Genomic DNA, 21,604 nt, shown 5'->3' with positions numbered 1-21,604 from the left:
CGTCGAAGCTGATGAAAATGATTGTCAGTTCAGATAGAGTTCCGGTCGTGACCGCCACTCACGTCAGGATCCGCCTGCTTCCTGCTGCCCTCTGCCTGCTGCTCGGCTGCCTGCCGTTGCTGATCCCCTGGTCCGCCGGGGCCGCGACGCCCGAGGTACTGCGTGCTGTGCACGCCGACGTGCTGCACACGACGTACGACGGGAGTTCGCTGAAGCTCGCGAGCCGGATCGGGGTCGGTGACTACCGGGAGGCGGATCCGGCCGGACTGGTGTTCAACCTGGAGGACCGCGGATCGGCCCGGGTCGAACTGCCGGACGCGCCGGCGTTCGCGTTCCTCGGCAAGCCGGGCGACCCGGTCTGGATCGCCCCGGAGTCGCAGGATCCGGAACTCATCTGGCCCGGCTGGGACACCGAGACCATCGCGGCCGGCCAGCTGCGCGACGACGTCGTCGACCTGACGCTCGTGAACGCCGAGGGACCCGGCGCGGTCGAGGTCTTCTTCAACTACGACGAGTTCACCGGCGCGGTGCCGAGGCTGTTCAGCTCGGTCGATCCGGCGTACAAGACCGTGCACCAGCCCATCGGCCGGCACGTGCACGCGAACTGGTCGTTCAGCGCACTCGGCACCTACAAGCTCACGTTCCAGGCCTCGGCCGTCACGCCCGGCGGTACGGCGGTCACCTCGGGCCCGGTCGTCTACACCTTCGTCGTAGGCCCGTACGAACCCCCGACCACCACCCCACCCACGACACCACCGACTACGCCCCCAACGTCGACACCGCCCACCACGCCGCCGACCAGCCCGCCGACCACCCGGCCCACGAGTCCTCCGGCCACTTCGCCGTCGAGCACTCCAACCACTCCTCCCCCAACGTGCGTCACCGCGGTCCTGTCCGCCGGCCACGTCGACGTCGCCGCGCGGACGGTCGATGGCGACCTGCGCTTCCAGGTGAAGGACGGCACCACCGGTACGACGGTCTGGCGCGACCCCGGAACCGTCGCGTTCCAGGTCAAACCGTCCGCGGACGAGGTCGTCCCTCCGTCGGCGTCGTACCGCTTCCTCGGACCGGCCGGGGCGACCGTCTGGCAGATCCCGCAGACCCAGGCGACCGATCTGCTCTGGGCCGGCTGGAACACCGAGTCCGTCGACTACTCGACCCTCAGCGGACCGGTCAGCTGGTCACTCGACAAGGTGGCCGGGCCGGGCAAGCTGGCGGTCTACCAGTTCGACCAGTTCGGTCAGCCGCTGATCTCCTTCGACAGCGCCAAGCCCCTGCCGCAGGCGATCAGCCTCGCCGGACCGACCCATGCCCACGGCAACTGGGCCTTCACGAAGCTCGGCCTGTACAAACTCACCTTCACGTACTCCGCGACGACCAAGTCCGGCGCGCGCCTCAGCGACACCGCCACCCTTCCCGTTGTCGTAGGCAACGACCTGGCCGCCCTCTGCCCCGGCGGCCCCACACCGACCACGACACCGACCGCCACGCCCACCACTCCCGGACCGCCCCCGACCGCGACTCCCACCCACCAACCGACGACCACCGCTCCACCAACCACTGGACCGACGACCGCGCCGACCTCGGCCGACCGCCCGCGCCCCACGCCGTCCCTGCGTCCGTGCGTCACCGCGCCCTCCCCGACCACGACTCGACCGGCCACGACGCAGCCGACCAGCACGACCCCGGCAGCGACGACCACGGCACCGACGCAGGCCGGCACCACCCTCACCGACGGCCACGCGGACTACGCCGTACGGCTGGAAGGCGGCAACCTCACCTCGCGTCTGAAGGACGGCACCCGGACCGGCGCCCCGGTCTGGCGCGATCCCGCGGCGGTCACCGTCCGGCTCACCTCGGCCGCCAGCACGACGGCCCCCGGCGGAGCCTTCGGCTTCCTGGGCGCAGCCGGTACACCGATCTGGCAGATCCCGCAGACGCAGAAGTCGGGCGTGGTATGGCTCGGCTGGAACACCGAGGAGATGACGGCGACCCAGGTGTACGGCGGTGGCGTCGACTGGCGCCTCGACAAGCTGACCGGTCCGGGAGCACTCGCGGTGTTCGAGTTCGACTCGTTCGGCCAGCCGAAGGTCGTCTTCAACTCCGCCGACGGCCTGCCCGACACCTTCCGGGTCCCGCTCGGTACCCATGCGCACGGCAACTGGGCGTTCACCAAGGCGGGCACGTACCGCGCCACCTTCACCCACACCGCAACCCTTGCCAACGGCAAGAAGTCCACGGACACCGCGACCCTGACGTTCGTCGTCGGCAGCACCGGCGGCGCCCGCTCACTCGCCGCGGCACCCACCACGACAGCTACAGAGACAAGCGCTGGGACCTTCTCGACCAGCGACTGCAAGCTGGCCATGACCGGTGGCCGGCTCGGCATCGGCTGGATCGTGGCCGCCGCCGTCGTCCTCGTCCTCGGCGTCGTCCTGGTCACCGCCACCCGTCGGAGCGAACGATGAAGCGTCCCGTGATCGCCGCCCTCTGTGCAGCAGCGCTCCTCCTCACCGGCTGCTCGGCCTCCGCGGCCGACGGCGGCGGCCGGCTCAACGTCGTCACCACGACCGAGATCCTCGCCGACCTCGCCCAGCACGTCGGCGGCGACCGCGTCGCCGCGTCGTCGCTGGTCCCGGCCGGCGGCGACCCGCACTCGTACGAACCCACCCCGGCCGACGCCAAGCGCGTCGCGAAGGCCGACGTGACGTTCACCAACCACCTGCTCCTCGAACCGCAGGCACTGATCAAGACCATCGACGCCAACGCGGACGACGACGCACCGAATGTCTCGCTCGCCGAGGCCGCCGAGTCGTACGGCGCCAACGTCATCCCGCTGGTGGAGAACATCGGCCTCGAGGTCCTCTGGCTCGGCCTGCGGGTCCGCGGCAACGGCAAGGCCCGCGGTGCGACCCGCACCTCGTCGATCGAACTCGCCGCCACCAAGCTCGAGGGCCCCGGCCATCTGATCGCGTACCTGACCGAGTCGTTGGGCAAACCCGACAAGTACTTCGACTCGGCCGACGGACTCGACCGCACCGACACGACGACCTTGCCGCCGGCCGCGCACACGCACCTGAACTGGGCCTTCACCCAACCCGGCGTCTACCGGCTCACGCTGAAGGGCAGCCTCGACGGGAAGCCGCTCGGCGAGGGCACCTTCACCTTCGCCGTCGGCGTCGAACCGCACACGGTCAAGCCCGCGAACGGGGGTCCCGCGACCGTCCTGGCCGACGGCCACACCGACCTGACCGTCGACCTCGACGCAGGCCAGGTCTATGCGTACTCCGACACGAAGAAGGTCGGCGCCGAGCAGGCCAAGGTACCGGCCGGTCAGGTCGTCATCGACGTACCGAACAAGGCCCTGGTCCCGGTCCCCGACGACCAGCGGTTCAGTTTCCTCGGCAAGCCCGGCACGCAGATCCATCAACTCCCGCAGGCCGTCCTCGGCAAGCACGTCCACGGCGAGATCGACCCGCATCTGTGGGAGGACGTCGCCAACGCCAAGGCCTACGTCCAGCTGATGCGCGACACGCTGATCAGCGCGGACCCCGACGGCAAGCCGACGTACGACGCCAACACCGCGGCCTACCTGCGCGAACTCGACGACCTCGACCAGTACGTCCGCGCGACGCTCACCACGATCCCCGCCGCCCGCCGGCAACTCATCACCACGCACGACGCGTTCGGCTATCTCGCCTCGGCGTACGGCATGACGGTCGCCGGCTTCGTGGTACCGAATCCGGCCCAGGAGCCGAGCGTCGAGCAGGTCCGCAAGCTGTCCGACACGATTCGCAACCTGAAGGTCCCGGCAGTGTTCACCGAGCCGAACCTCGCGCAGCGCGCCTCGGTACTGATCCAGGTCGCGCGCGACCAGGGCGTCCAGGTGTGCTCGCTGTACGGCGACACGTTCGACGAGCACGCCCGCTCGTACGTCGCGATGATGCGCCACAACGCCGAGGAACTGCAGCGCTGCCTGGGAGCACCCCGATGAAACTACTCGCCGCCCTGCTCCTGGTACTCGCGCCGGTGGCCACACCGGCACCGACCGACCAAGTTGTCATCAGCAACGGCCATGTCGACCTCGGGCCACGGTTCGTCGACGGCACCTGGACGCTGCAGCTGCGCGACGACACCGTCGACCCCGCCGTCTGGCGGCCGGTGGAGAACGTCGTCCTGCAGGCGACGGCCAGGTCGCAGGTCGCGGTCCCGAGCGATCCCGCGTACGCGTTCCTCGGCAAGGCAGGCCAGAAGGTCTGGGTGATCCCGCAGGTCCAGCAGGACGGGGTGGTCTGGCCGGGCTGGAACACCCAGGATCCGCAGGTGGCGTCGCGGGTCGCCCGCGACGTGACCTGGTCGCTCGAGGGCGTGCGAGGTCCGGGAACGTTCACGCTGTTCCTGAACTCGGACTTCGGCAAGCCGTCGCCGGTCTTCGACAGCCGCAAGCCGTTCCCGCAGCAGACCGGGGTCGACGTCAACACCCACGTCCATGGCAACTGGACCTTCGATGCCCCAGGCACCTATCTGCTGGACGTCGCGATGACCGCCGAGCTCACCGACGGCCAGCACGTAACCGACCGCCGGACGCTACGCATCTACGCCGGCGACGGAGACGCCCGGACCGCGTTCACCGCCGGCCAGGCGACACCAACTAACAACACAACAACAACCGCCGAAGCGCCCAGCAAGCTGCCGTGGATCGTCGGCTGCGCCGGCCTGCTCGCCGTACTCGCCGTACTCACGATCGTCAGGAGACGCCGATGACCGTCCTGCAGGTGACCGGCCTCGCCGTCGAGCTCGCCGGCCGCGAGGTGCTCCACGATGTCGACCTCAGAGTCGACAGCTCCGAGCACGTCGGACTGATCGGCCCCAACGGCGCCGGCAAGACCACGCTGCTCCGTGCGCTGCTGGGATTGATCCCGGCGCGCGCCGGCACCATCACGATCGACGGCAAAACACCGGCGCAGGCTCGCGGCACGATCGGGTACGTCCCGCAGCGGCACGAGTTCGTCTGGGACTACCCGGTCCAGGTCCGGACCGCGGTGCTGACCGGCCGTACCCATCGCATCGGCTGGCTGCGCCGACCGGGCACCGCCGACCACGACGCCGTACTCGAAGCTTTGCAGCGCGTCGATCTCACCGACCTCGCCGCGCGGCCCATCGGTGAGCTGTCCGGTGGCCAACGGCAACGAGTTCTGGTGGCTCGCGCGCTCGCGTTGCGTCCGCGCCTGTTGCTGCTCGACGAGCCGTTCACCGGTCTCGACGTACCCACGCAGGAGATCCTCACGCGGCTGTTCCGCGAGCTGACCGCCGAAGGCACCGCGATCCTGATGACGACCCACGACCTCCCGGCCGCGGCGGACACCTGCAGCCGGCTGTGTCTGCTCAATCGGACGGTCGTCGCCGACGGTCCGCCCGACGAGCTGCGCGATCCGGCCGTCTGGCTGCGGGCGTTCGGCGTCGCGCGCTCGGAGCAGCTCCTGCACAGCCTGGGAGTGGCCCGATGATCGAGTTCTTCACCGAGCCCTGGACGCACGTGTTCATGCAGCGCGCGTTCCTCGTCGTCCTGATGTCCGGCGTGGTCTGCGGTGTCATCGGCAGCCACGTGGCGCTCCGCGGGATGGCGTTCATCGGCGACGCGGTCGCGCACTCGGTGTTCCCGGGGATCGCGATCGCGTTCGTGCTCAAGACCAGCCTGGTGCTCGGCGGCGTCGTCGCGGGCCTCGGCACCGCGCTCGCGATCGCGGTCGTCTCGCAGAACCGGCGGCTCAAGGAGGACACCGTGATCGGCGTCTTCTTCGCGGCCGCGTTCGGCCTCGGCATCGTGGTGATGAGCACGGCGCCCGGGTACGGCGGTTCGCTCGAGTCCTTCCTGTTCGGTTCGGTGCTCGGGATCGGCAACGCCGACGTGATCACGGTCGCCGCCGCGGGCGCCGTCCTGCTGCTGGTCACCGCGGCGCTGCACAAGGAGTTCGTCACGGTCGGGCTCGACCGCGAGACCGCGCGGTCGGTCGGCCTGCCGATCTTCGGGCTCGACCTCGCGCTGTACGCGATGGTCACGGTGGCGATCGTGATCTCGATCCAGGCCGTCGGCAACGTGCTCGTCCTGGCGCTGCTGATCACCCCGGCCGCCTGCGCCCGGCTGCTGACCGACCGGATCGGCGTGATGATGCTGATCGCACCGGCGATCGGCGCGCTGTCCGGTCTCACCGGCCTCTACCTGTCCTACGCGTTCAACCTCGCCGCCGGCGGGTTGATCGTCCTCACCGCCACCGCGGTGTTCGTCACGTGCTGGGTGTTCGCGCCCCGGCACGGCCTGCTCTCCCGCCGCGGCACAGCGGCGGCTCGGGTGGTTCCGTCCCAACCTGAAAGGGAACTTCATGCGTAAGCCATATCGCTTGGCACTGCCGCTGCTGGCAGTCCTGGCGCTGACCGGCGTGGCCACACCGGCCGCAGCCGTTTCGCAAGTGGTCATCGACGAAGGTCACGTCGACGCGTTCGGCCTCGCCTACGAGAACGGCGCACTGAACCTGCACATCCACGACGACGCCACCGATACGGAGTACGACCCCTCCGAGGTGCAGCTGGTCGCCAAGCCCGCCGCCAAGACCACCGTCCCGGACGACCCGGCGTACGCGTTCCTCGGCGCGCCTGGTGATCCGGTCTGGGTACTGCCGCAGGTGCAGAACCCCGAACTGCTGTTCGCGGGCATCGCGGCCGAGGAGGTCGAGCCGGGCCTCTTCGTCAACGACACCCTGCAGCTCGACGTCGTCGGCGTCCGCGGACCGGCGGACTTCAGCATCTTCACCCAGGACGCCTTCGGCGTGCCGACCGTTCGGGTCGACAGCGGCGACGGGCTGCCGGACCGCACCACGACCACGGCCGGTGGGCACGAGCACGTCAACTGGGGCTTCGAAGCGCCCGGCACCTACAAGGTCTGGGTCCGGGCCAAGGGCACCCTGGCCGCCAGCGGCAAGACTGTCTACTCCCCGCTCGAGACCTACACCTTCAAGGTGCAGCCGTGAAGGCCGGGCGGCTGGCCGGCAGCCTGATCGCCGGTGTCCTGGCAGCTGTCCTCACGGTCGGCCCGGCGCACGCCGCGACGACCATCTCTGCTGGCCACGTCGACGCGATCGACGTCGACTGGACCGGGTCCGCGCTGACCCTCGACCTGCTCGACGGCACGGTCTCCCCGGCCGTCGACCGGCAGCCGTCGGACGTCGTACTGAACGCCGTTTCGGCGAGCAGGACCACGGTGCCGTCGAGTTCGGCGTACGCCTTCCTGGGTACGCCGGGATCGCCGGTGTGGATCCTGCCGCAGACCCAGAAGAGCGGCATCGTCTGGCCCGGGTTCGGTACCGAGGGTGTGCCGAGCGGCGTGCTGTCGGGTAACGCCGTCACCGTCAAGCTCGTGTCCGTCAGCGGCCCGGCCGACGTGAGCGTCTACACCACCAACTCGCTCGGCTCGCCGACGGTGTGGTTCGACAGCGGCAACGGCCTGCCCGACTCGCGTTCGCTCGCCGTCAACACGCACGCGCACGCCAACTGGGCGTTCGAGGCGGCGGGGACCTACACCGCCGTCTTCGAAGTCACCGCCACCACCAGCGGCGGCACCGCCATCACCACCGGCCAGAAGACCTACACCTTCACCGTCCAGCCCTAGGAGCACACAGCGATCTGGAGCGTGACCATGGCACGCTCCAGATCAGCGGAAGGTACGAGGACAGAAACGCATGCGTGGCGTGTTGCGGGGACTTGGGATCATCTTGACGGTACTGGGTCTCGGGTTGCTCGGGTGGGTCGGCTGGCAGTACTTCGGCACCGGACTCACGGCGAACCACAACATGGCCGAGGCCGAGAAGGTACTGCGTGAGCAGTGGAAGGCGCCCGCCCAGGTCAAGCCGTCGACTGGGGCGCCGTTCGCGCTGCTGCGAATCCCGAAGTTCGGCACCGACTGGCAGAAGCCCATCGTCCAAGGGGTCGACAAGGACGACCTGGCCCGCGGCATCGGACACTATCCACAAACGCAGCTCCCCGGCCGGCCAGGCAACTTCGCCATCGCCGGCCACCGGGTGACCCACGGCTCACCGTTCCGCAAGCTGCTCGACCTGCGGAAAGGCGACCAGGTGATCGTCGAAACCGCGGACGCCATCTACACCTACACCCTCGACAACTCGCCCCGAGACCTCACCGTCACGCCCTCCGCGACCTGGGTCCTCGACCCCGTCCCCGGCAAGCCACACCAGACGCCGACCACCGCGACCATCACCCTCACCACCTGCCAAGACCTCTTCCACTCCCCAGACCGCTCGGTCACCTTCGGCCACCTGACCCGAACCATCCGCAAATCCTGATCCTGCCGGCCGGAAATGCCACGATCACGAAGCACGGCTATTTGAGCTCAGCAGAGCTCTTGCCCAGTAGCCGTCGCGCCACGATCAGCTGCTGGATTTGTTGGGTGCCTTCGAAGATGTCCAGGATCTCGCCGGTGCTCAACGCCAGGAGCGGCCAGTTGAGCAGACCGCTCGGCGGACGCCGGATGGCGCTCGGCCTGGCAGGGTACGGCGTACAGCCGCTGATCCTCGGCAACTTGAAACCCGACAACCGCGACCTCGTCGAAGCCCTCGGCGGCCAGGTCATCGAACTGGCAAACGGCCGCGGAAACCTGAACGTCCTCGCCCCCTGCGACGCCCTGGCGACCGCGGCCCGGCTGACCGGCCAGGCGCGGACCTGGCTCACCCGCGCACTCGAGATCCTCGCCGACCGGCACGACGGCGTACCGGTCTTCGCCGACCTGCCGCAGGTCGCTCACGGCACTCCATCGGACATCGCGAGGTCGCTCTCGATCGCGGCAACATCGACGAGTACGGCGACATCGCCGAAGTCTCCGCCTTGATGCACAGCGCACACCGCTCGGTGCGAGTGCTCCGCTGTTGCTCGGGCATGAGGGTTGTCAGCCTCGGCCGGCGCCGCGGCCGCTTCGGTGAGGTGCCCAGTTGGGTGCCTCGGAGAGGTCGTGCTGGACGGCTCGGTAGGCCGCCTTGGGCTTCAACTGGTCGTCGTAGAGCAACGGCCAGCCCTGTCCGGGGAAGGTCCCGGGGACCCAGGAGTAGCTGTCGCCGACGCCCCACACGGTGTAGGAAACGCAGCGGCTGACGGCGAGGCAGGCTCGAAGCGCGCGTTGATAGGCGTCGACCTGCCGGGCTTCGTCGTCTCCGTCGACCGGAAGTGGGACGCGTACGTCGGCCTCGGTGATCGCCAGGTCGACGTCCAGGGCTGCGAAGCGTTCCAGGTTGTCCTGCATGGTGTGCGGAAAGTCGTACTGTGTGCCGAGGTGGGTCTGGAGTCCGACGCCGTGGATGGGCACACCTTCGGCGCGGAGCTTTGTGACGAGGGCAAGGACGGCGGTGCTTTTGGCGTTGATGCCTTCGATGTTGCAGTCGTTGTAGAAAAGTTTGGCTTTCGGGTCGGCTTGGTGTGCCCACCGGAACGCGTCGGCGATGTAGTCCGGGCCCAGAGCTCGGAGCCACATGGTGTCGCGGAGCGTCCCGTCGCCGTTGAAAGCCTCGTTGACGACGTCCCAGGCCCAGATCCTGCCCCGGAAGTGCGTGACCTCGTCGGTGATGTGCTTCTTCAGGATCGCTCGCAGTTCTGCGGGCGTCCACGGTTGGGACGTGACCCATTTCGGAAGCTGGTTGTGCCAGACCAAGGTGTGGCCACGCACGACCTGGTGATTCTGCTCGGCGAAGTCGACAAGGCGGTCCGCGGCGGCCCAGGTGTGTTGGCCCTGCACCGGCTCGGTCAGCGCCCACTTCATCTCGTTCTCAGCCGTCACGGTCGAGAACTGGTTGGCCACGATGTCGAGGTACGGCGAAGGCTCTGGAAGCAGCCGTGCCTTCACGGCGGTCCCGAAGCGTAGACCGACGCCTCCCGCGAGTGAGCGGAGCGAGGAGTCCGTGGGCGCCGGTGGACTCGCACCCTGACCTGCGTCGGCCGCCAGGTCGACACGGTGAGGTCGGGACTGCCACGAGTTCGGTTGACTCGCGGGTTCGAGTGGCGGGCGGATCACGGACTCACCGACGCGATGTGGTCTTTGCCTGTGCGCCATCAGCCACCTGCTCGACCTGGTCGTTCGGTTGAGCAGGTGTTGCGCTCATCGTGATGACTTGAGGGCTTGAGTGAGTTCGTCGGCGATCTGGTCGCCTCCGTCGCTCTTCCACTTCTTGACGGCGTCGGACCAGGCTGACACCGGCTTGCGGCCCTGGACGATGTCGTCGGTCACCTGGTTGATGGCGTCGGTGAGCTGCGGACCCTTGCGCACGTTGGTCTCGGAGTACAGACCGGCGGCCGGGTTGGCGATCGCGGTCGGGCAGACGCTCTTCATGGCGTTGAACTGTGCTTCGCTGCTGCCGTCCTTCTCGGGCAGGAAGATCGTCCAGGGCGAGTCGGCCTGGTACATCAGGCCTAGCTGGAGTTCGCTGAATCCCGTCTTGGTCAGGACCGGATTGCCGCCGGTCAGGACGTGGTCGACGTCCCTGATGCCGAACTTCCGGAAGAGATATTCCTGCGTCCCGAACGGCGCCGCGAGGTAGTTCAGGTACTTCAGCAGCGTCTCGACTCGATCTTCGGACTTCTTGCTGATGGCAGTGACGCCGATCGTCGGCGCGCCGAGCCAGGTTCGCCCCTGGCCCGAGCCGTCGTGCTTCGGCGGATCGATGATCGCGATCCTGGCCTGCTTGTCAGTCATGGTTTGCAGGTACGTCGGCCAAGCACTGAAGGTGTCCAGGACCAGCGGGCTGGACCCATTTGCGAACCGGGTCTTCAGGTCCTGGTTCTGACCGGAGTAGGCGTCCGGGTGGATGTAGCCCGACTTCCATAGCTGACGGAGGATCTCGAAGACCTCCTCGTGTGCCTCGTGCTCCAGGTAGCTGACCAGCGAGCCATCCTTCTCGGCCCAGGTGTGCGGCATGTCGAACATGTTCCGCACGAACTGAGTCGGCGCAGCGGCCAGCGCGAAACGATTCTGCTTGCGGTCCGTGAGGCCCTTGCACAGCTCCACGAAGTCGTCCGCGCTCTTCACCTCGGCCTTTAGCCCCGCCGCCTCGAGGATGTCTGCCCGGCTGTAGAGGACGTTGGAGCTGATCGCCCCACGGGGAATCGGGATGCCGTAGATCTTGCCGTCGAAGATGCCCGAGTTCCAGGCGACCTCGGGAAGATTCGCGAGGAAGGGATACTTCTTGATGTTGTCGCCGGACAGATGGGGAGTCAGATCGGTTGCCTTTGCCGCCAGCAACTGCGGGATCTGGGGAACCCCGCCGACCATGAAGATGTCCCCGAGCCGGTCGCCGGCGACCGCAGTGGCGAACTTCTGCGTGTAGTCGACCGATGGTGTGAGACTCACCGATACCGGAGATCCCACCTGCTTGTTGAACTCCTGCCAGAACCGGTTCTGCTCGAGCTTCGGCGGGATCGGGGTGTTCGTGTACGTCGTCGCGTGGATCGGTTTGCCGTCACCAGGCGGCTCCGATATCGCCTTGACCGGATTCGCCGGATAGCGACGGAAGGCGTCCGGGATGTTGTACTCGGCTCCGGCCAGGTCGGGCTCCACCCCGGTGTAGCGGACATAGGCGGGCCGAATCTTGGAGCGGGACGCCTCGTCGTTGTTCGCGCCACCGCCGCCGCGGCCGTCGTTGGAACAACCGACCGCGCCGGCCAGGCCCAGTGCCGCGCTGCCGGCCAGTACGGTCCTGCGGTTCAGCAGGCGCGCATCGTAGACATTCATGGTGGTACCTCTCTTCTCAGGATCAGCCCTTGACGGCGCCGGTCAGCACGCCCTTGGCGAAGTGGCGCTGGATGAATGGATAGACACACAGAATCGGAATGATCGAGATCATCAGGATTGCCATCTGGATCGACGTCTGCGGAGGAAGCGCCTCGCTGCCGACACCGAGGTCCTGCCCGCCGAGTTCCACTCCGTTCACGACGTAGGTGCGCAGCACCAGTTGCAGCGGCCATTTGCTGCTGTCGTCGATGTACAACATCGCGCTGAAGAAGCTGTTCCAGTAACCGACGCCGTAGAAGAGTCCGATGACAGCAACCACCGCCTTGGACAACGGCATCCCGATGTGCCAGAAGAGTTTCCATTCCGAGGCGCCGTCGATACGCGCCGAGTCGATGATCTCGGCGGGCAGTCCAACGAAGTAGGCGCGGACGACGATGACGTTGAACGCACTGACACACACTGGGACGATCACCGCCCACAGACTGTCCAGCAGGCCGAACTGCTGGACGACCAGATAGGACGGGATCAGCCCGGGGTTGAACAGCAGGCTGATCAGGACGAGCAGCAGCAAGGGCCGGTTGCCGACCGTCCCGCGGCGGCTCAGAGCCCAGCCGAGCGTGCAGGTCAGTATCAGCGCCATCGCGGTGCCGACCGCGGTGATGAAGGCGCTCACCACGAGTGCCTGTGTCACCGTCCCACCCGCCAGGATCGAACGGTACGCCGCCAGGTCGATCCCTTCGGTCGGGAACATCACGAAGCCGCCGGCCTTCGTCACCTCCGCTGCCGGCGCGAGGCTCGTCGAGATGACACCGATGAAGGGGAAGACGACCAGTGCGCAGATGGCGCTCAGGAAGACTGCTTTGGCGATGCGTTCCGGCAGCCCTGGTCTCGGCATCCCGTCGATCATCGTGCGTTGGCGCTTCGGAGCGCGAGCTGTGGAGTGGTTCATCCTCGGTAGACCCCTTCCTCGCCGAAGCGGTGCGCGATCTTGTTGGCGGCGAGCACCAGCGCCAGCGCGACGACGCTCTTGACCAGGCCGACCGCGGCGGCCACGCCCCAGTTCCCGCCGATGATCCCGTTGTTGTAGACGTAGGTGTCGAGCACCTCACTGGCGTCGATGCCGACGGCCTGCTGCTGCAGGATGATCTGCTCGAAGCCGACCGTCAGTGAGTCGCCGAGCTTGAGGATGAGCAGAAGGATGATGATCGGTTTGAGGCCAGGAAGCGTCACGTGCCAGGTCTGCCGCCAACGGCCGGCGCCGTCCACCGCGGACGCCTCGTACAGTGCCCGGTCGATCTGCGAGAGCACCGCCAGGAAGAGGATCGTCGCCCACCCCGTGTCCTTCCACAGCACCTGGGACGTGAGCAGTGCACGGAAGACCTCGACGTTCCCGATGATGTGCAGCGGGTCGTACCCGTGAGAGCGCAGCCAGTTGTTGAACATTCCGGTCCCGCCCAGGACCTGCTGGAACACCGCGACCACAATGACCCAGGACATGAAGTGCGGCAGGTAGATGATCGTCTGCACGAGCTGCCGCAGCCGGTTCGACAAGAGGCTGTGCAACACGATGGCAACGACAATCGGTGCCGGGAAGACGATGATCGTCTGGATGGCGGTCAGTATCAGCGTGTTCTTGACCGCGTTCAGGAACGCCGGATCACCCTCGACGATGATCTTGAAGTTGTCCAACCCGGTCCACAGGCTCTTACTGATGCCCAGATACGGTTGGTAGTCCTGAAACGCGATGATGTTGCCGAGTAGCGGGTAGTACTGGAACGCGAGGATCACGAGCATGCCCGGAACTGCGAGCAGCAGTACCGGGTAGTCGCGTCGAAGCCGGGTGAACAGGGAGATGTTGATTCGCGGTGCTTCCCGAGCCTCGTCGCGGACCGTATCGTCAGGTGCGCGTTGAACGCCGCGGATGGTGGTCATAGCGCGAACTCCTCGCCCAATGCTTCAAGCTCGTCCTGATCGCACAGCCGGTCGATGAACACGAACCTGTGCCGCAGCACCAGCGTCTGGTTATCCGCCAGGACGATCTCCTCGTCGAACGACGGCGACGGCGCGATGCACGCGAACGGCTCGCGGCGAACGAACCACTTGAGCGGCACCGGCGCACTCGAATTGCCCGCGACCGCCAGAACTGTCCCACCCCCGTCCCGCTCGTCGTACTCGGAGGCGTACGCAATCCATGGCGCGGTACGCCCCATCATGTCGTCGTCGCCGGCCCGCGCCGGCCGCAGCACCCGGCCGCCGGTCCAGGAACGCGGTCCACGCCAGAACAGCCCGGTGTACCCGGCTTGCGGGCGTCCGTGGGTCGTCGGGCTGCCGAAGTCGAGCGATCGTCCGGCGACATTCCGCAGCTCGGTGTCGAAGGTCAAGGACCACAGGCCCCGAGAACGGTCGACGTCACCGAACGTGTGCCGCCGACGTTCGTGGATCCAGGTCTCACCGGTGGCGGTGATCCAGGACAGCTCTTCGTCGACGACGACCTGGTCACCGGTGCAGCTGACGTCGGTGAAGCCGGAGTGGTCGATCCGGCCGACGTTTCCGGCGTTCCGATAGCCGTGTTCGGGTGAGAACGTTGGGCCGCCCCAGAAGTTCTGCCCGGACACGTGGGACCAGGTCATCTGCAGTCCCTTGTGCCACCGGTGGTCCCAGGGGCGGAAGCTCGTCAGTACCTCTCCGCTGAGGCTGCGGACCGGGTGCAGGTACGGCTTCGGCGCCTCGTACTGCGCGTCGTCGTGGAGGAAGACGTACCGACCGAGTTCGCTGGCTCCGTAGCTGATGCTGAGCGTCTTGTCGTCCTCCCGAACGGACAGAACGTCAGTACTGGACATGCGCTTCTCCCTTGGTCAGCTTGAGCAGGTCGGTGAACTCGGCGGCGGAGCCACCGGCCATGGATCGGTAGAAGGGGTTCGAGGAGCCGAGCTCCGATCGTCGAACGGGCCGACCCTCGAAGGCCGACTGGTAGAGCCCGGCGACGAACTCGAGCACTCGCCGGCCGTCGGCGCCACTGGCCTCAGGACGTTCCCCGCGCCGGTAATTGTCGAGCAACCGCCGCAGCTGAGCCGCATGAGAACTGGCTACGTCCTCGGTCGGCTGCCAAGCAGCGGCTGCGACCGGATCGGCTGAAGCCGAAGGCGTCCACCGCCAGTTCGCGTTGTTGTAGCCGTACAGGTGTTCGACCTCGACAGTCGCGTGGGTGAAGTCGAACCGCAGTGAGCTGGTCTCTCGCGGCGAGAGGAGACTGTTCGTCACCGACGCGATCGCGCCGGACTCGAATCTCACGATCGCGAACGAGACATCCTCCGTCTCGGTCTTGCGGTCGAGCGTCGCGGCAGCCGCCACCACCTCGTTCCAGTCGCCGAGCAGTGAGAGCATCAGATCGATCTGATGGATCCCATGACCCATCGTGGGCCCGCCGCCCTCGGTGTCCCAGCGCCCGCGCCACGGCACTTCGAAGTACTCGTGCGACCGGTACCAGAGAGTGTTGCACAAGGCAACGAGCGGACTGCCGAGCGTCCCTGTGGCGATCAGCTCTCGAAGCCGTCGCGCCGCCGAGCCGAAGCGGTGCTGGAAGACGTAACTCACATAAGGCCCGCCCGCCCGCTCATGCAGCGCGATGTCGTCGTACTCCGCCAATGACAACGCCGGCGGTTTCTCGCACCACACCCACGCTCCCGCATCGAGCGCAGCTGTCACCGGCGCACGGTGCGCCGACGGTGGCGTGGACACGATCACCAGGTCGGGCGACGCGTCGGCCAGCAGTTGGTCGATGCCGGCGTAGTGCCGCGGAATGTTCCACTCGTCGGCCAACCGACGCGCGGCCTCGAGATCGACATCGCACAGCGCGACGACCTCGACGGCGGCAGCCATCGATCGCAGGGCCGGCAGATGGCACGCTCTCGCGATCGCGCCGGCTCCGACGACGGCTACTCGGACAGGGTCAGACACGTCGGGACTCCCTGGCTCACAAAGGGGCCGAACCTCGATGAGGTGGCAAAAAGTGACTGATCACTTTCTGAGCCGGACGTTAGTGACCGGTCACTTTCCTGTCAACGGTTCGTCAGCTACATTGGCAACCGACTACTCGGGAGGACTCTGGATGGCCGGCGCCGGCGACCAACGCATTACGATCCGCGAGGTGGCGCGCCGGGCCGGCGTGTCCCATCAGACGGTGTCCCGCTACTTCACCCGGATCGAAGGGCTCAAGCCGGCCACCCGGCAGAAGATCGAGGCCGTCGTCTCCGAGCTGAACTACCGGCCGAACCTTGTGGCCCGCTCGATGCGCGCAAAACGCAGTGGCCGGCTCGCCACGATCCTGCCTTCCACGCCCAACCTGACGCATTCCGATCTGCTCGGCACCCTGTCCGCCATCGCTCAGGACGAGGGATACCGCCTGGAAGTCGTGACTATCGTCGGCGATGCCCGGGTCCGGGCTGACCGGGTGCTGGAACTCGCCATCAGCGGGGGCTTCGAGGGCATCCTCTCGCTCAGCCCACTTCCCCTGGACCCAGCGCGGTCCCCCATTCCGGTCGTGACCACTGCTGACTACGACGACCAGATGCACACCCAAGGCGAACTCGCGGACGCCTCAGTGGTCCGAGACATCATCGAATATCTGGCATCGCTCGGACATCAGCACTTCTTCCACATCGCCGGTCCACAGACCTACGCGTCGGCCCGCAGCCGGAAGCTGGTCTACGAAACCACCATCAAGGAGCTCGGGCTCAGGTCAGACGGTGTCGCGGACGGCGACTGGACGGGCCGGTCCGGGTACGACGCCATCCAATCACTGCTGGCCACTTCGAGGGTCACCGCTGTGCTGGCAGCCAACGACTATGCCGCGATGGGCGCCATCCGCGCGGCGCTCGAGCGGGGCTGGCGAGTTCCCGACGACATCAGCGTCTTCGGCTGGGACGACTTCGACATGGGCCGCTATTCGACCCCATCGCTGTCGACCGTCGCGGTCGATCGCGAAGCATTGGGTCGCGAAGCGATCCACAAGCTCATCGCCGCTGTCCGTGGTGACGAGCCGCCGGAAAGCACGCACGGCCCGATCAACCGCATCATCATCCGCGAATCGGTCGGGCCGGCGCCGCACCCGACGCGGTCCGGGGCGTAACACCGGAGCCGTCCGAGCTGCGTGCCGAACCGTTGACAGAAAAGTGATCGGTCACTAACGTCCGGCGCCAGAAAGTGATCCATCACTTTCCGGCGGTTGATCCGCCGCGCCGAGCTCCTCGGCTGCAGACATCGGCCGAGGCACCCCTCCGAATCGAGGCGAGCGTGATGAATGCCCGAAGATCTGTGGCTGCCCTGACGGTGGCGATGTCAGTTCTTGCCGGCTGTCTTCTCCCGGCAACCCCCGCCGCAGCAGCACAAGCGACGTTCCGCGTGGACTTCGCCGTCGACGAAGGCCCCGTACAGCATGCGGCCAGCGGTTTTCTCCACGGAATCAGTGCCACGTCACCCGCGCAGTACCTGGTGGACGGCGTCAAGGTGACCGCGATCCGCGGTGCGGATCACCACCCAAACCTACCGAGTCTCTACGATCCCGCGACGCACGCAAGAGTCGAGGCAACCGGTGCGGACACGATGGTCGGTCTGTACTACTACCGCGCGGACCCGACAAATCCACTGAACACCTATTGGCCAGGGGACGGGGGTGATTGGGAGACCTGGCGGAACATCGTGAAGAACGTGTATGCGGAGTCGGTTGAGCGTGGCTATGACGTCGATTCCTGGATCGCATGGAACGAACCCAACCTCCAGTGGACCACCAGCGCTCGTCCGTACAGCCGATTCCTCCAGACGTTCGACGTGGCTCACGACACGCTCAAAGCGATCTCTCCCGACATCAAGATTCAGGGTCCTGAGATGTACGGGTTCAACTTCGTACGCCTCACCGAGTTCTTGAACTACTGCAGGACCAACGATTGCCTGCCCGATCTCCTGACCTGGCACGAGCTCTCATCGGTGCCCAGCGACGTCGAGACCAACACGGCTCGCATCAAGCAATGGATGATCGACAACGGCATCGAGCCGATGCCGTTGGCCGTCACGGAATACCAGGGCGGCGGCTACGGAAACTCGGCGCCCTACAACGTCGGCGACAACGCTGCCTGGCTGGCCCGCCTGGAGCGCTCGACCGACAACGGCCTCGCCTACGCCTTGTACTCCGCTTGGGAATGGAGAGGGGAGGATCCCAACTTCCGTGCGACTCTCGGCAACGCAACAGCCCGTTCGGCAGACCTGCCGAGAGGTGTGTGGTGGAACTACAACACTTACCGGGAAATGACAGGTCGGCGAGTTGGTGAAACCGCCGGCGCCGGGCTGGACGGTTTCGGCGCCGCCGATGCCTCGATGAAACGCGCAACCTTCCTCGTGGGCAATCACGAGACCGCCGGCAAGGAGATCGACCTGAGCCTGGAGAACCTCGACGCGGCGCCGTACCTCGTACGCAACGGCAAGATCCACCTGACCGTTTCAGCCATTCCCAACACCGGCACGGTCACCGAACCTGTCCAGGTGACCGACGCCGACTTCCGGGTCAAGGGAGACAGGGTCACCGTGCCACTTCCGTCGTTGCCGGGCCAAGGAGCGTATCGGATCTCGATCTCGCAGGCGGTGGCCGACCTCAAGGCCGTCAGCCACGAGGCCGAGAAACTTCCGGCGACGGCTTCGCCAGGGACACCGCATAGGATCATCGAGGACCCACAGGCCAGTGGAGGCGCCGCGACCGTGCTGGATGCCAACTCCGTCGGATCGTCGGTGCGGTACGCGGTCGACACGCCGACTCCCGGGGTGTACGACGTCAGCGCGACCTTGAAGCGGGCCACTGGTCACGGGATGGTGCAGCTGTACGTCGACGGAAAAGCATCCGGCGGGCCGCGGGACGAGTTCGGCACGACGCAGCAGTACTACCAGTCCGGCTTCGGCATGATTCATCTCGACCGTGGACCGAACCTGCTGGAGTTCCGAGTGGTCTCGCGCAACCCGCAAGCGGATTCGTACAAGTTCGTCCTGGACAAGGTGGACCTGAAAAAGGTCGGCTGAAGGCGCCTCCCCGGGGGGGGGCACACGAGCGTGTGACCCTCCCGGGAGCGCCGGTACGCGCCATGACTGAGGTGCTGCCGAATGAGTACGGCGGCTTCCTCGGCGATCCGTTCTCGAAGTGAAGGGGCCGATCTACAAGAAGGGGTACGTCGGACCGTGAGCGCGGGTGAGGAAGCCGTTCGCCGGCGGCGAGAAGACGACCCAGGTTGTTGTTTCGCAGGACTCGGCCTTTCAATCAAGGCTACTTCAGCTCGGCGGAGGTCTTTCCCAGCAAGCGGCGGGCGACGATCAACTGCTGGATCTGTTGGGTGCCTTCGAAGATGTCGAGGATCTTCGAGTCTCTCGACCACTTTTCGAGGAGTTCGTGTTCGGAGTAGCCGAGGGTGCTGGTCAGTTCTACGCAGCGGAGGGTGATGTCGTTGGCGACTCGGCCGGCCTTGGCCTTGGCCATGGAGGCTTGGAGGGAGTTGGGGTGCGAGTTGTCGGCCATCCAGGCGGCTTGGAGGGTGAGGAGGTAGGCAGCCTCCCAGTCGGCTTCCATGGACAGGAATGTCGCGGCGGCCGCGGGCTGGCGGTGGGTGGGGCGGTCGTAGTCGACCTGGATGCCGGCCTCGGTCAGCAGGTCGCGCGTGAGTTCCAGGGACGCGCGGGCGCAGCCCACGGCCATCGCGGCGACCAGAGGGCGCGTGTTGTCGAAGGTCTGCATCACCCCGGCGAAGCCCTTGTCGATGTCCGCCGTGCCGAGCAGGTTCTCGCGGGGGACGCGGCAGTTCTCGAAGCGGATGGTGGCCGTGTCGGAGGCGCGGATGCCGAGCTTGTTCTCCAGGCGTTCGACCGTCATGCCGGGCGTGTCCTTCATGACCACGAACGACTTGATCGCCGCCCGCCCGAGGGACTTGTCGAGGGTGGCCCAGACGACGACCGCGTCGCAGCGGCCGCCCGCGGTGACGAAGATCTTCTCGCCGTCCAGCACGTAGTGGTCGCCGTCCAGTCGCGCGGTGGTCTGGATGTTGGCCGAGTCCGAGCCGCACCCGGGCTCGGTGATCGCCATCGCGGCCCACACGCCCTCGAAGCGCTTGAGCTGCTCGTCCGACGCCACGGAGGCGATCGCGGAGTTCCCGAGGCCCTGCCGCGGCATCGACAGCAGCAGCCCGACGTCGCCCCAGCACATCTCCATGATCGACAGCACCGACGACAGGTTCGACCCGTTGACGACACCGTCCTCAGCGGCGGCGGTACGTCGTACGCCGGACGCGCCGGCCCCGGAACTGGTGCCCGAGGCACCCAATCCGTCGACCATCGCGGCCAGCATGTCGAGCTCGACCGGGTACTCGTGCTCGGCCAGGTCGTAGCGCCGCGAGTTCGGCCGGAGCATCTCGGCGGCGACCTGGTGCGCCTGGTTGACGAAGGCCCGGAACTTCGACGGCACCTCGAGGTTGATCATACGAGCACCGCACCTTCCATTACGCCGATCGCCCGCAGGTCGCGGTACCACCGCTCCACCGGATGCTCCTTCACGAACCCGTGCCCGCCGAGCAGCTGTACGCCGTCCGTCCCGATCTGCATGCCCTTCTCGGCACAGAGCCGCCGCGCCAGCGCGACCTCCCGGGCGTACGGAAGCCCTTGGGTGGCACGCGACCCTGCCCGGTACGTGACCAGCTTCATCCCCTCCAGCTCGATGCCGATGTTCGCCACCATGAACGCCACCGACTGCCGGTGACTGATCGGCTCACCGAACGCCTCCCGGGTGTTCACGTACGGCGTGACGTAGTCGAGCACCGCCCGCGCGGTCCCCAGCGCCAGCGCGCACCACCCGAGCCGCGACAACCGCACGCACTCGGCGTAGTCCTCGACCGACCCGAGCGGCGTCGCCGGGACGTCGGTCAGGATCACCCGGCTCAGCGACGCGGCGCGCAGGCCCATCGACGGCTCGGCCTCGATCGTCACACCCGGATGATCCGGCTCGACCACGAACAACTGCGGCCCCGCATCGGTCTGCGCGCCGATCACGAACAGCTCCGCCTCGGCCGCCCGCGGCACCAGCGACTTCACACCGTTCAGCAGCCCGCCCGTGGACCGCGTCCGCAGCTCGAAGGGATCGAACAGCACATGCGGCTCCAGCAGCGCCAGCGCGGCCGCAGGCACCGACGACCCGGTGAAGGCCGGCAGGTACGTCGCCTGCTGCGTCTCGTCGCCCCACAACGAGATCGCCGTACTCACCGCGGACGGCGCCAGGCACGCGACCGCCTGTCCCATGTCGCCGTACGCGAGCGCTTCGGCCACGAGTACGCCGGTCATCGCGGAGCGCTCGGTGACGATACCGCCGAGCTCCTCGGGCACCTCGATGAGGCTCAGGCCGAGCTCCGCCGACGACTCCAGCACCTTCGCGTCCGTCGTACACGCGGTGTCCGCGGCGGCGGCAGCGGGACGCAGCACCTCGTCGGCGAACTCGCGGACGACGCCGACCATCAGCTCCTGGTCCTCGGTCGGCGTCAGGTCGAACCGTCCGGTCCGCCGCGCCGCCGGCAGCCGGGACGGCGCGGTCAGCTTCGACGCCGCGGTGAACCGCCGCGACAGCGCGCCCGCCGTCCGGAATCCGGTCTTGGTCGCCTCGAACACCGCCCGCTCGGCCGGCTTCCGCAACCCGAACCGGTCGATCGCCCGGGATCGCGCCAGCTTGTTCAGCAGCGCGACGCCGACCCCGATCGCGTCCCGCCTGGTCCGCTCCTGAAGGCTCATACAGTCACTGTAAACCGAAGT

At 67.2% G+C, this 21,604-nt stretch carries 19 protein-coding genes; 11 read left to right on the top strand and 8 right to left on the bottom strand.

The genetic code is table 11. From position 1 onward, the window contains the following. Positions 1-47: 47 nt before the first annotated feature. From ABN611_RS26575 to ABN611_RS26535, 9 genes are all read left to right on the top strand, one after another. Positions 48-2,468: a TIGR03773 family transporter-associated surface protein gene (locus tag ABN611_RS26575; protein ID WP_350274957.1), complete on the top strand. Its 2,421-nt coding sequence runs from the start codon at positions 48-50 to the stop codon at positions 2,466-2,468. Continuing rightward, entirely contained in the window at positions 2,465-3,994 is a 1,530-nt protein-coding gene (locus tag ABN611_RS26570; protein WP_350274956.1) for an anchored repeat ABC transporter, substrate-binding protein, read from the top strand. The genes ABN611_RS26575 and ABN611_RS26570 overlap by 4 nt, the downstream gene beginning before the upstream one ends. Continuing rightward, positions 3,991-4,764: a choice-of-anchor M domain-containing protein gene (locus ABN611_RS26565; protein ID WP_350274955.1), complete on the top strand. Its 774-nt coding sequence runs from the start codon at positions 3,991-3,993 to the stop codon at positions 4,762-4,764. Before ABN611_RS26570 ends, ABN611_RS26565 begins: the two co-directional genes overlap by 4 nt. Then, a complete protein-coding gene (locus ABN611_RS26560) occupies positions 4,761-5,507 on the top strand; it encodes an anchored repeat-type ABC transporter ATP-binding subunit (RefSeq protein WP_350274954.1) in 747 nt (248 codons plus the stop codon). The genes ABN611_RS26565 and ABN611_RS26560 overlap by 4 nt, the downstream gene beginning before the upstream one ends. Next, positions 5,504-6,388: an anchored repeat-type ABC transporter permease subunit gene (locus tag ABN611_RS26555; RefSeq protein WP_350274953.1), complete on the top strand. Its 885-nt coding sequence runs from the start codon at positions 5,504-5,506 to the stop codon at positions 6,386-6,388. The genes ABN611_RS26560 and ABN611_RS26555 overlap by 4 nt, the downstream gene beginning before the upstream one ends. Then, positions 6,381-7,025, top strand: coding sequence for a choice-of-anchor M domain-containing protein (locus tag ABN611_RS26550; RefSeq protein WP_350274952.1), 645 nt, complete (start codon positions 6,381-6,383; stop codon positions 7,023-7,025). The genes ABN611_RS26555 and ABN611_RS26550 overlap by 8 nt, the downstream gene beginning before the upstream one ends. Further along, positions 7,022-7,663 carry a choice-of-anchor M domain-containing protein gene (locus tag ABN611_RS26545; RefSeq protein WP_350274951.1) on the top strand — a complete coding sequence of 214 codons (642 nt, stop codon included), beginning with the start codon at positions 7,022-7,024 and terminating at the stop codon, positions 7,661-7,663. The genes ABN611_RS26550 and ABN611_RS26545 overlap by 4 nt, the downstream gene beginning before the upstream one ends. 103 nt (positions 7,664-7,766) lie before the next feature. Next, positions 7,767-8,354, top strand: a complete 588-nt coding sequence (locus ABN611_RS26540; protein WP_350274950.1) for a class E sortase — start codon at positions 7,767-7,769, stop codon at positions 8,352-8,354. 158 nt (positions 8,355-8,512) lie between these two features. Then, positions 8,513-8,896, top strand: coding sequence for a hypothetical protein (locus ABN611_RS26535; RefSeq protein ID WP_350274949.1), 384 nt, complete (start codon positions 8,513-8,515; stop codon positions 8,894-8,896). A gap of 57 nt (positions 8,897-8,953) precedes the next feature. Here ABN611_RS26535 and ABN611_RS26530 read toward each other — a convergent pair whose 3' ends face one another. The 6 genes from ABN611_RS26530 to ABN611_RS26505 all read right to left on the bottom strand — a co-directional run bounded on the left by ABN611_RS26530 (position 8,954) and on the right by ABN611_RS26505 (position 15,739). After that, positions 8,954-9,901 (bottom strand): endo-1,4-beta-xylanase, encoded by a 948-nt coding sequence (locus ABN611_RS26530; RefSeq protein ID WP_350274948.1) that lies wholly within the window; start codon positions 9,899-9,901, stop codon positions 8,954-8,956. A 252-nt stretch (positions 9,902-10,153) separates the two neighbouring features. After that, positions 10,154-11,782, bottom strand: coding sequence for an extracellular solute-binding protein (locus ABN611_RS26525; protein WP_350274947.1), 1,629 nt, complete (start codon positions 11,780-11,782; stop codon positions 10,154-10,156). 22 nt (positions 11,783-11,804) lie between these two features. Next, entirely contained in the window at positions 11,805-12,677 is an 873-nt protein-coding gene (locus tag ABN611_RS26520; RefSeq protein WP_350274946.1) for a carbohydrate ABC transporter permease, read from the bottom strand. 50 nt (positions 12,678-12,727) lie between these two features. Beyond that, a complete protein-coding gene (locus tag ABN611_RS26515) occupies positions 12,728-13,714 on the bottom strand; it encodes an ABC transporter permease subunit (protein WP_350274945.1) in 987 nt (328 codons plus the stop codon). Next, positions 13,711-14,622 carry a PmoA family protein gene (locus tag ABN611_RS26510; RefSeq protein ID WP_350274944.1) on the bottom strand — a complete coding sequence of 304 codons (912 nt, stop codon included), beginning with the start codon at positions 14,620-14,622 and terminating at the stop codon, positions 13,711-13,713. Before ABN611_RS26510 ends, ABN611_RS26515 begins: the two co-directional genes overlap by 4 nt. After that, the gene (locus ABN611_RS26505; RefSeq protein WP_350274943.1) at positions 14,609-15,739 is read right to left on the bottom strand and encodes a Gfo/Idh/MocA family oxidoreductase; all 1,131 of its coding nucleotides are present in this window, start codon (positions 15,737-15,739) and stop codon (positions 14,609-14,611) included. Before ABN611_RS26505 ends, ABN611_RS26510 begins: the two co-directional genes overlap by 14 nt. 151 nt (positions 15,740-15,890) lie before the next feature. On the opposite strand from ABN611_RS26505, the gene ABN611_RS26500 reads away from it, so the two are divergent. Together ABN611_RS26500 and ABN611_RS26495 are read left to right on the top strand one after the other, a co-directional pair. Then, the gene (locus ABN611_RS26500) at positions 15,891-16,910 is read left to right on the top strand and encodes a LacI family DNA-binding transcriptional regulator (protein WP_350274942.1); all 1,020 of its coding nucleotides are present in this window, start codon (positions 15,891-15,893) and stop codon (positions 16,908-16,910) included. Between the two features lie 185 nt (positions 16,911-17,095). Further along, positions 17,096-18,844, top strand: a complete 1,749-nt coding sequence (locus ABN611_RS26495; protein WP_350274941.1) for a hypothetical protein — start codon at positions 17,096-17,098, stop codon at positions 18,842-18,844. Between the two features lie 241 nt (positions 18,845-19,085). On the opposite strand, the gene ABN611_RS26490 is transcribed toward ABN611_RS26495, so the two are convergent. Then, positions 19,086-20,288 carry an acyl-CoA dehydrogenase family protein gene (locus ABN611_RS26490; protein ID WP_350274940.1) on the bottom strand — a complete coding sequence of 401 codons (1,203 nt, stop codon included), beginning with the start codon at positions 20,286-20,288 and terminating at the stop codon, positions 19,086-19,088. Then, a complete protein-coding gene (locus ABN611_RS26485; protein ID WP_350274939.1) occupies positions 20,285-21,583 on the bottom strand; it encodes an acyl-CoA dehydrogenase family protein in 1,299 nt (432 codons plus the stop codon). The genes ABN611_RS26490 and ABN611_RS26485 overlap by 4 nt, the downstream gene beginning before the upstream one ends. Between the last annotated feature and the right edge of the window lie 21 nt (positions 21,584-21,604).

Origin of the sequence: Kribbella sp. HUAS MG21, from assembly GCF_040254265.1 — a bacterium.
In the GTDB taxonomy this organism is placed as follows: Bacteria; Actinomycetota; Actinomycetes; order Propionibacteriales; family Kribbellaceae; genus Kribbella.
Note: the sequence above shows the minus strand (reverse complement) of the source record. Positions and strands in the feature narration are given on the sequence as shown.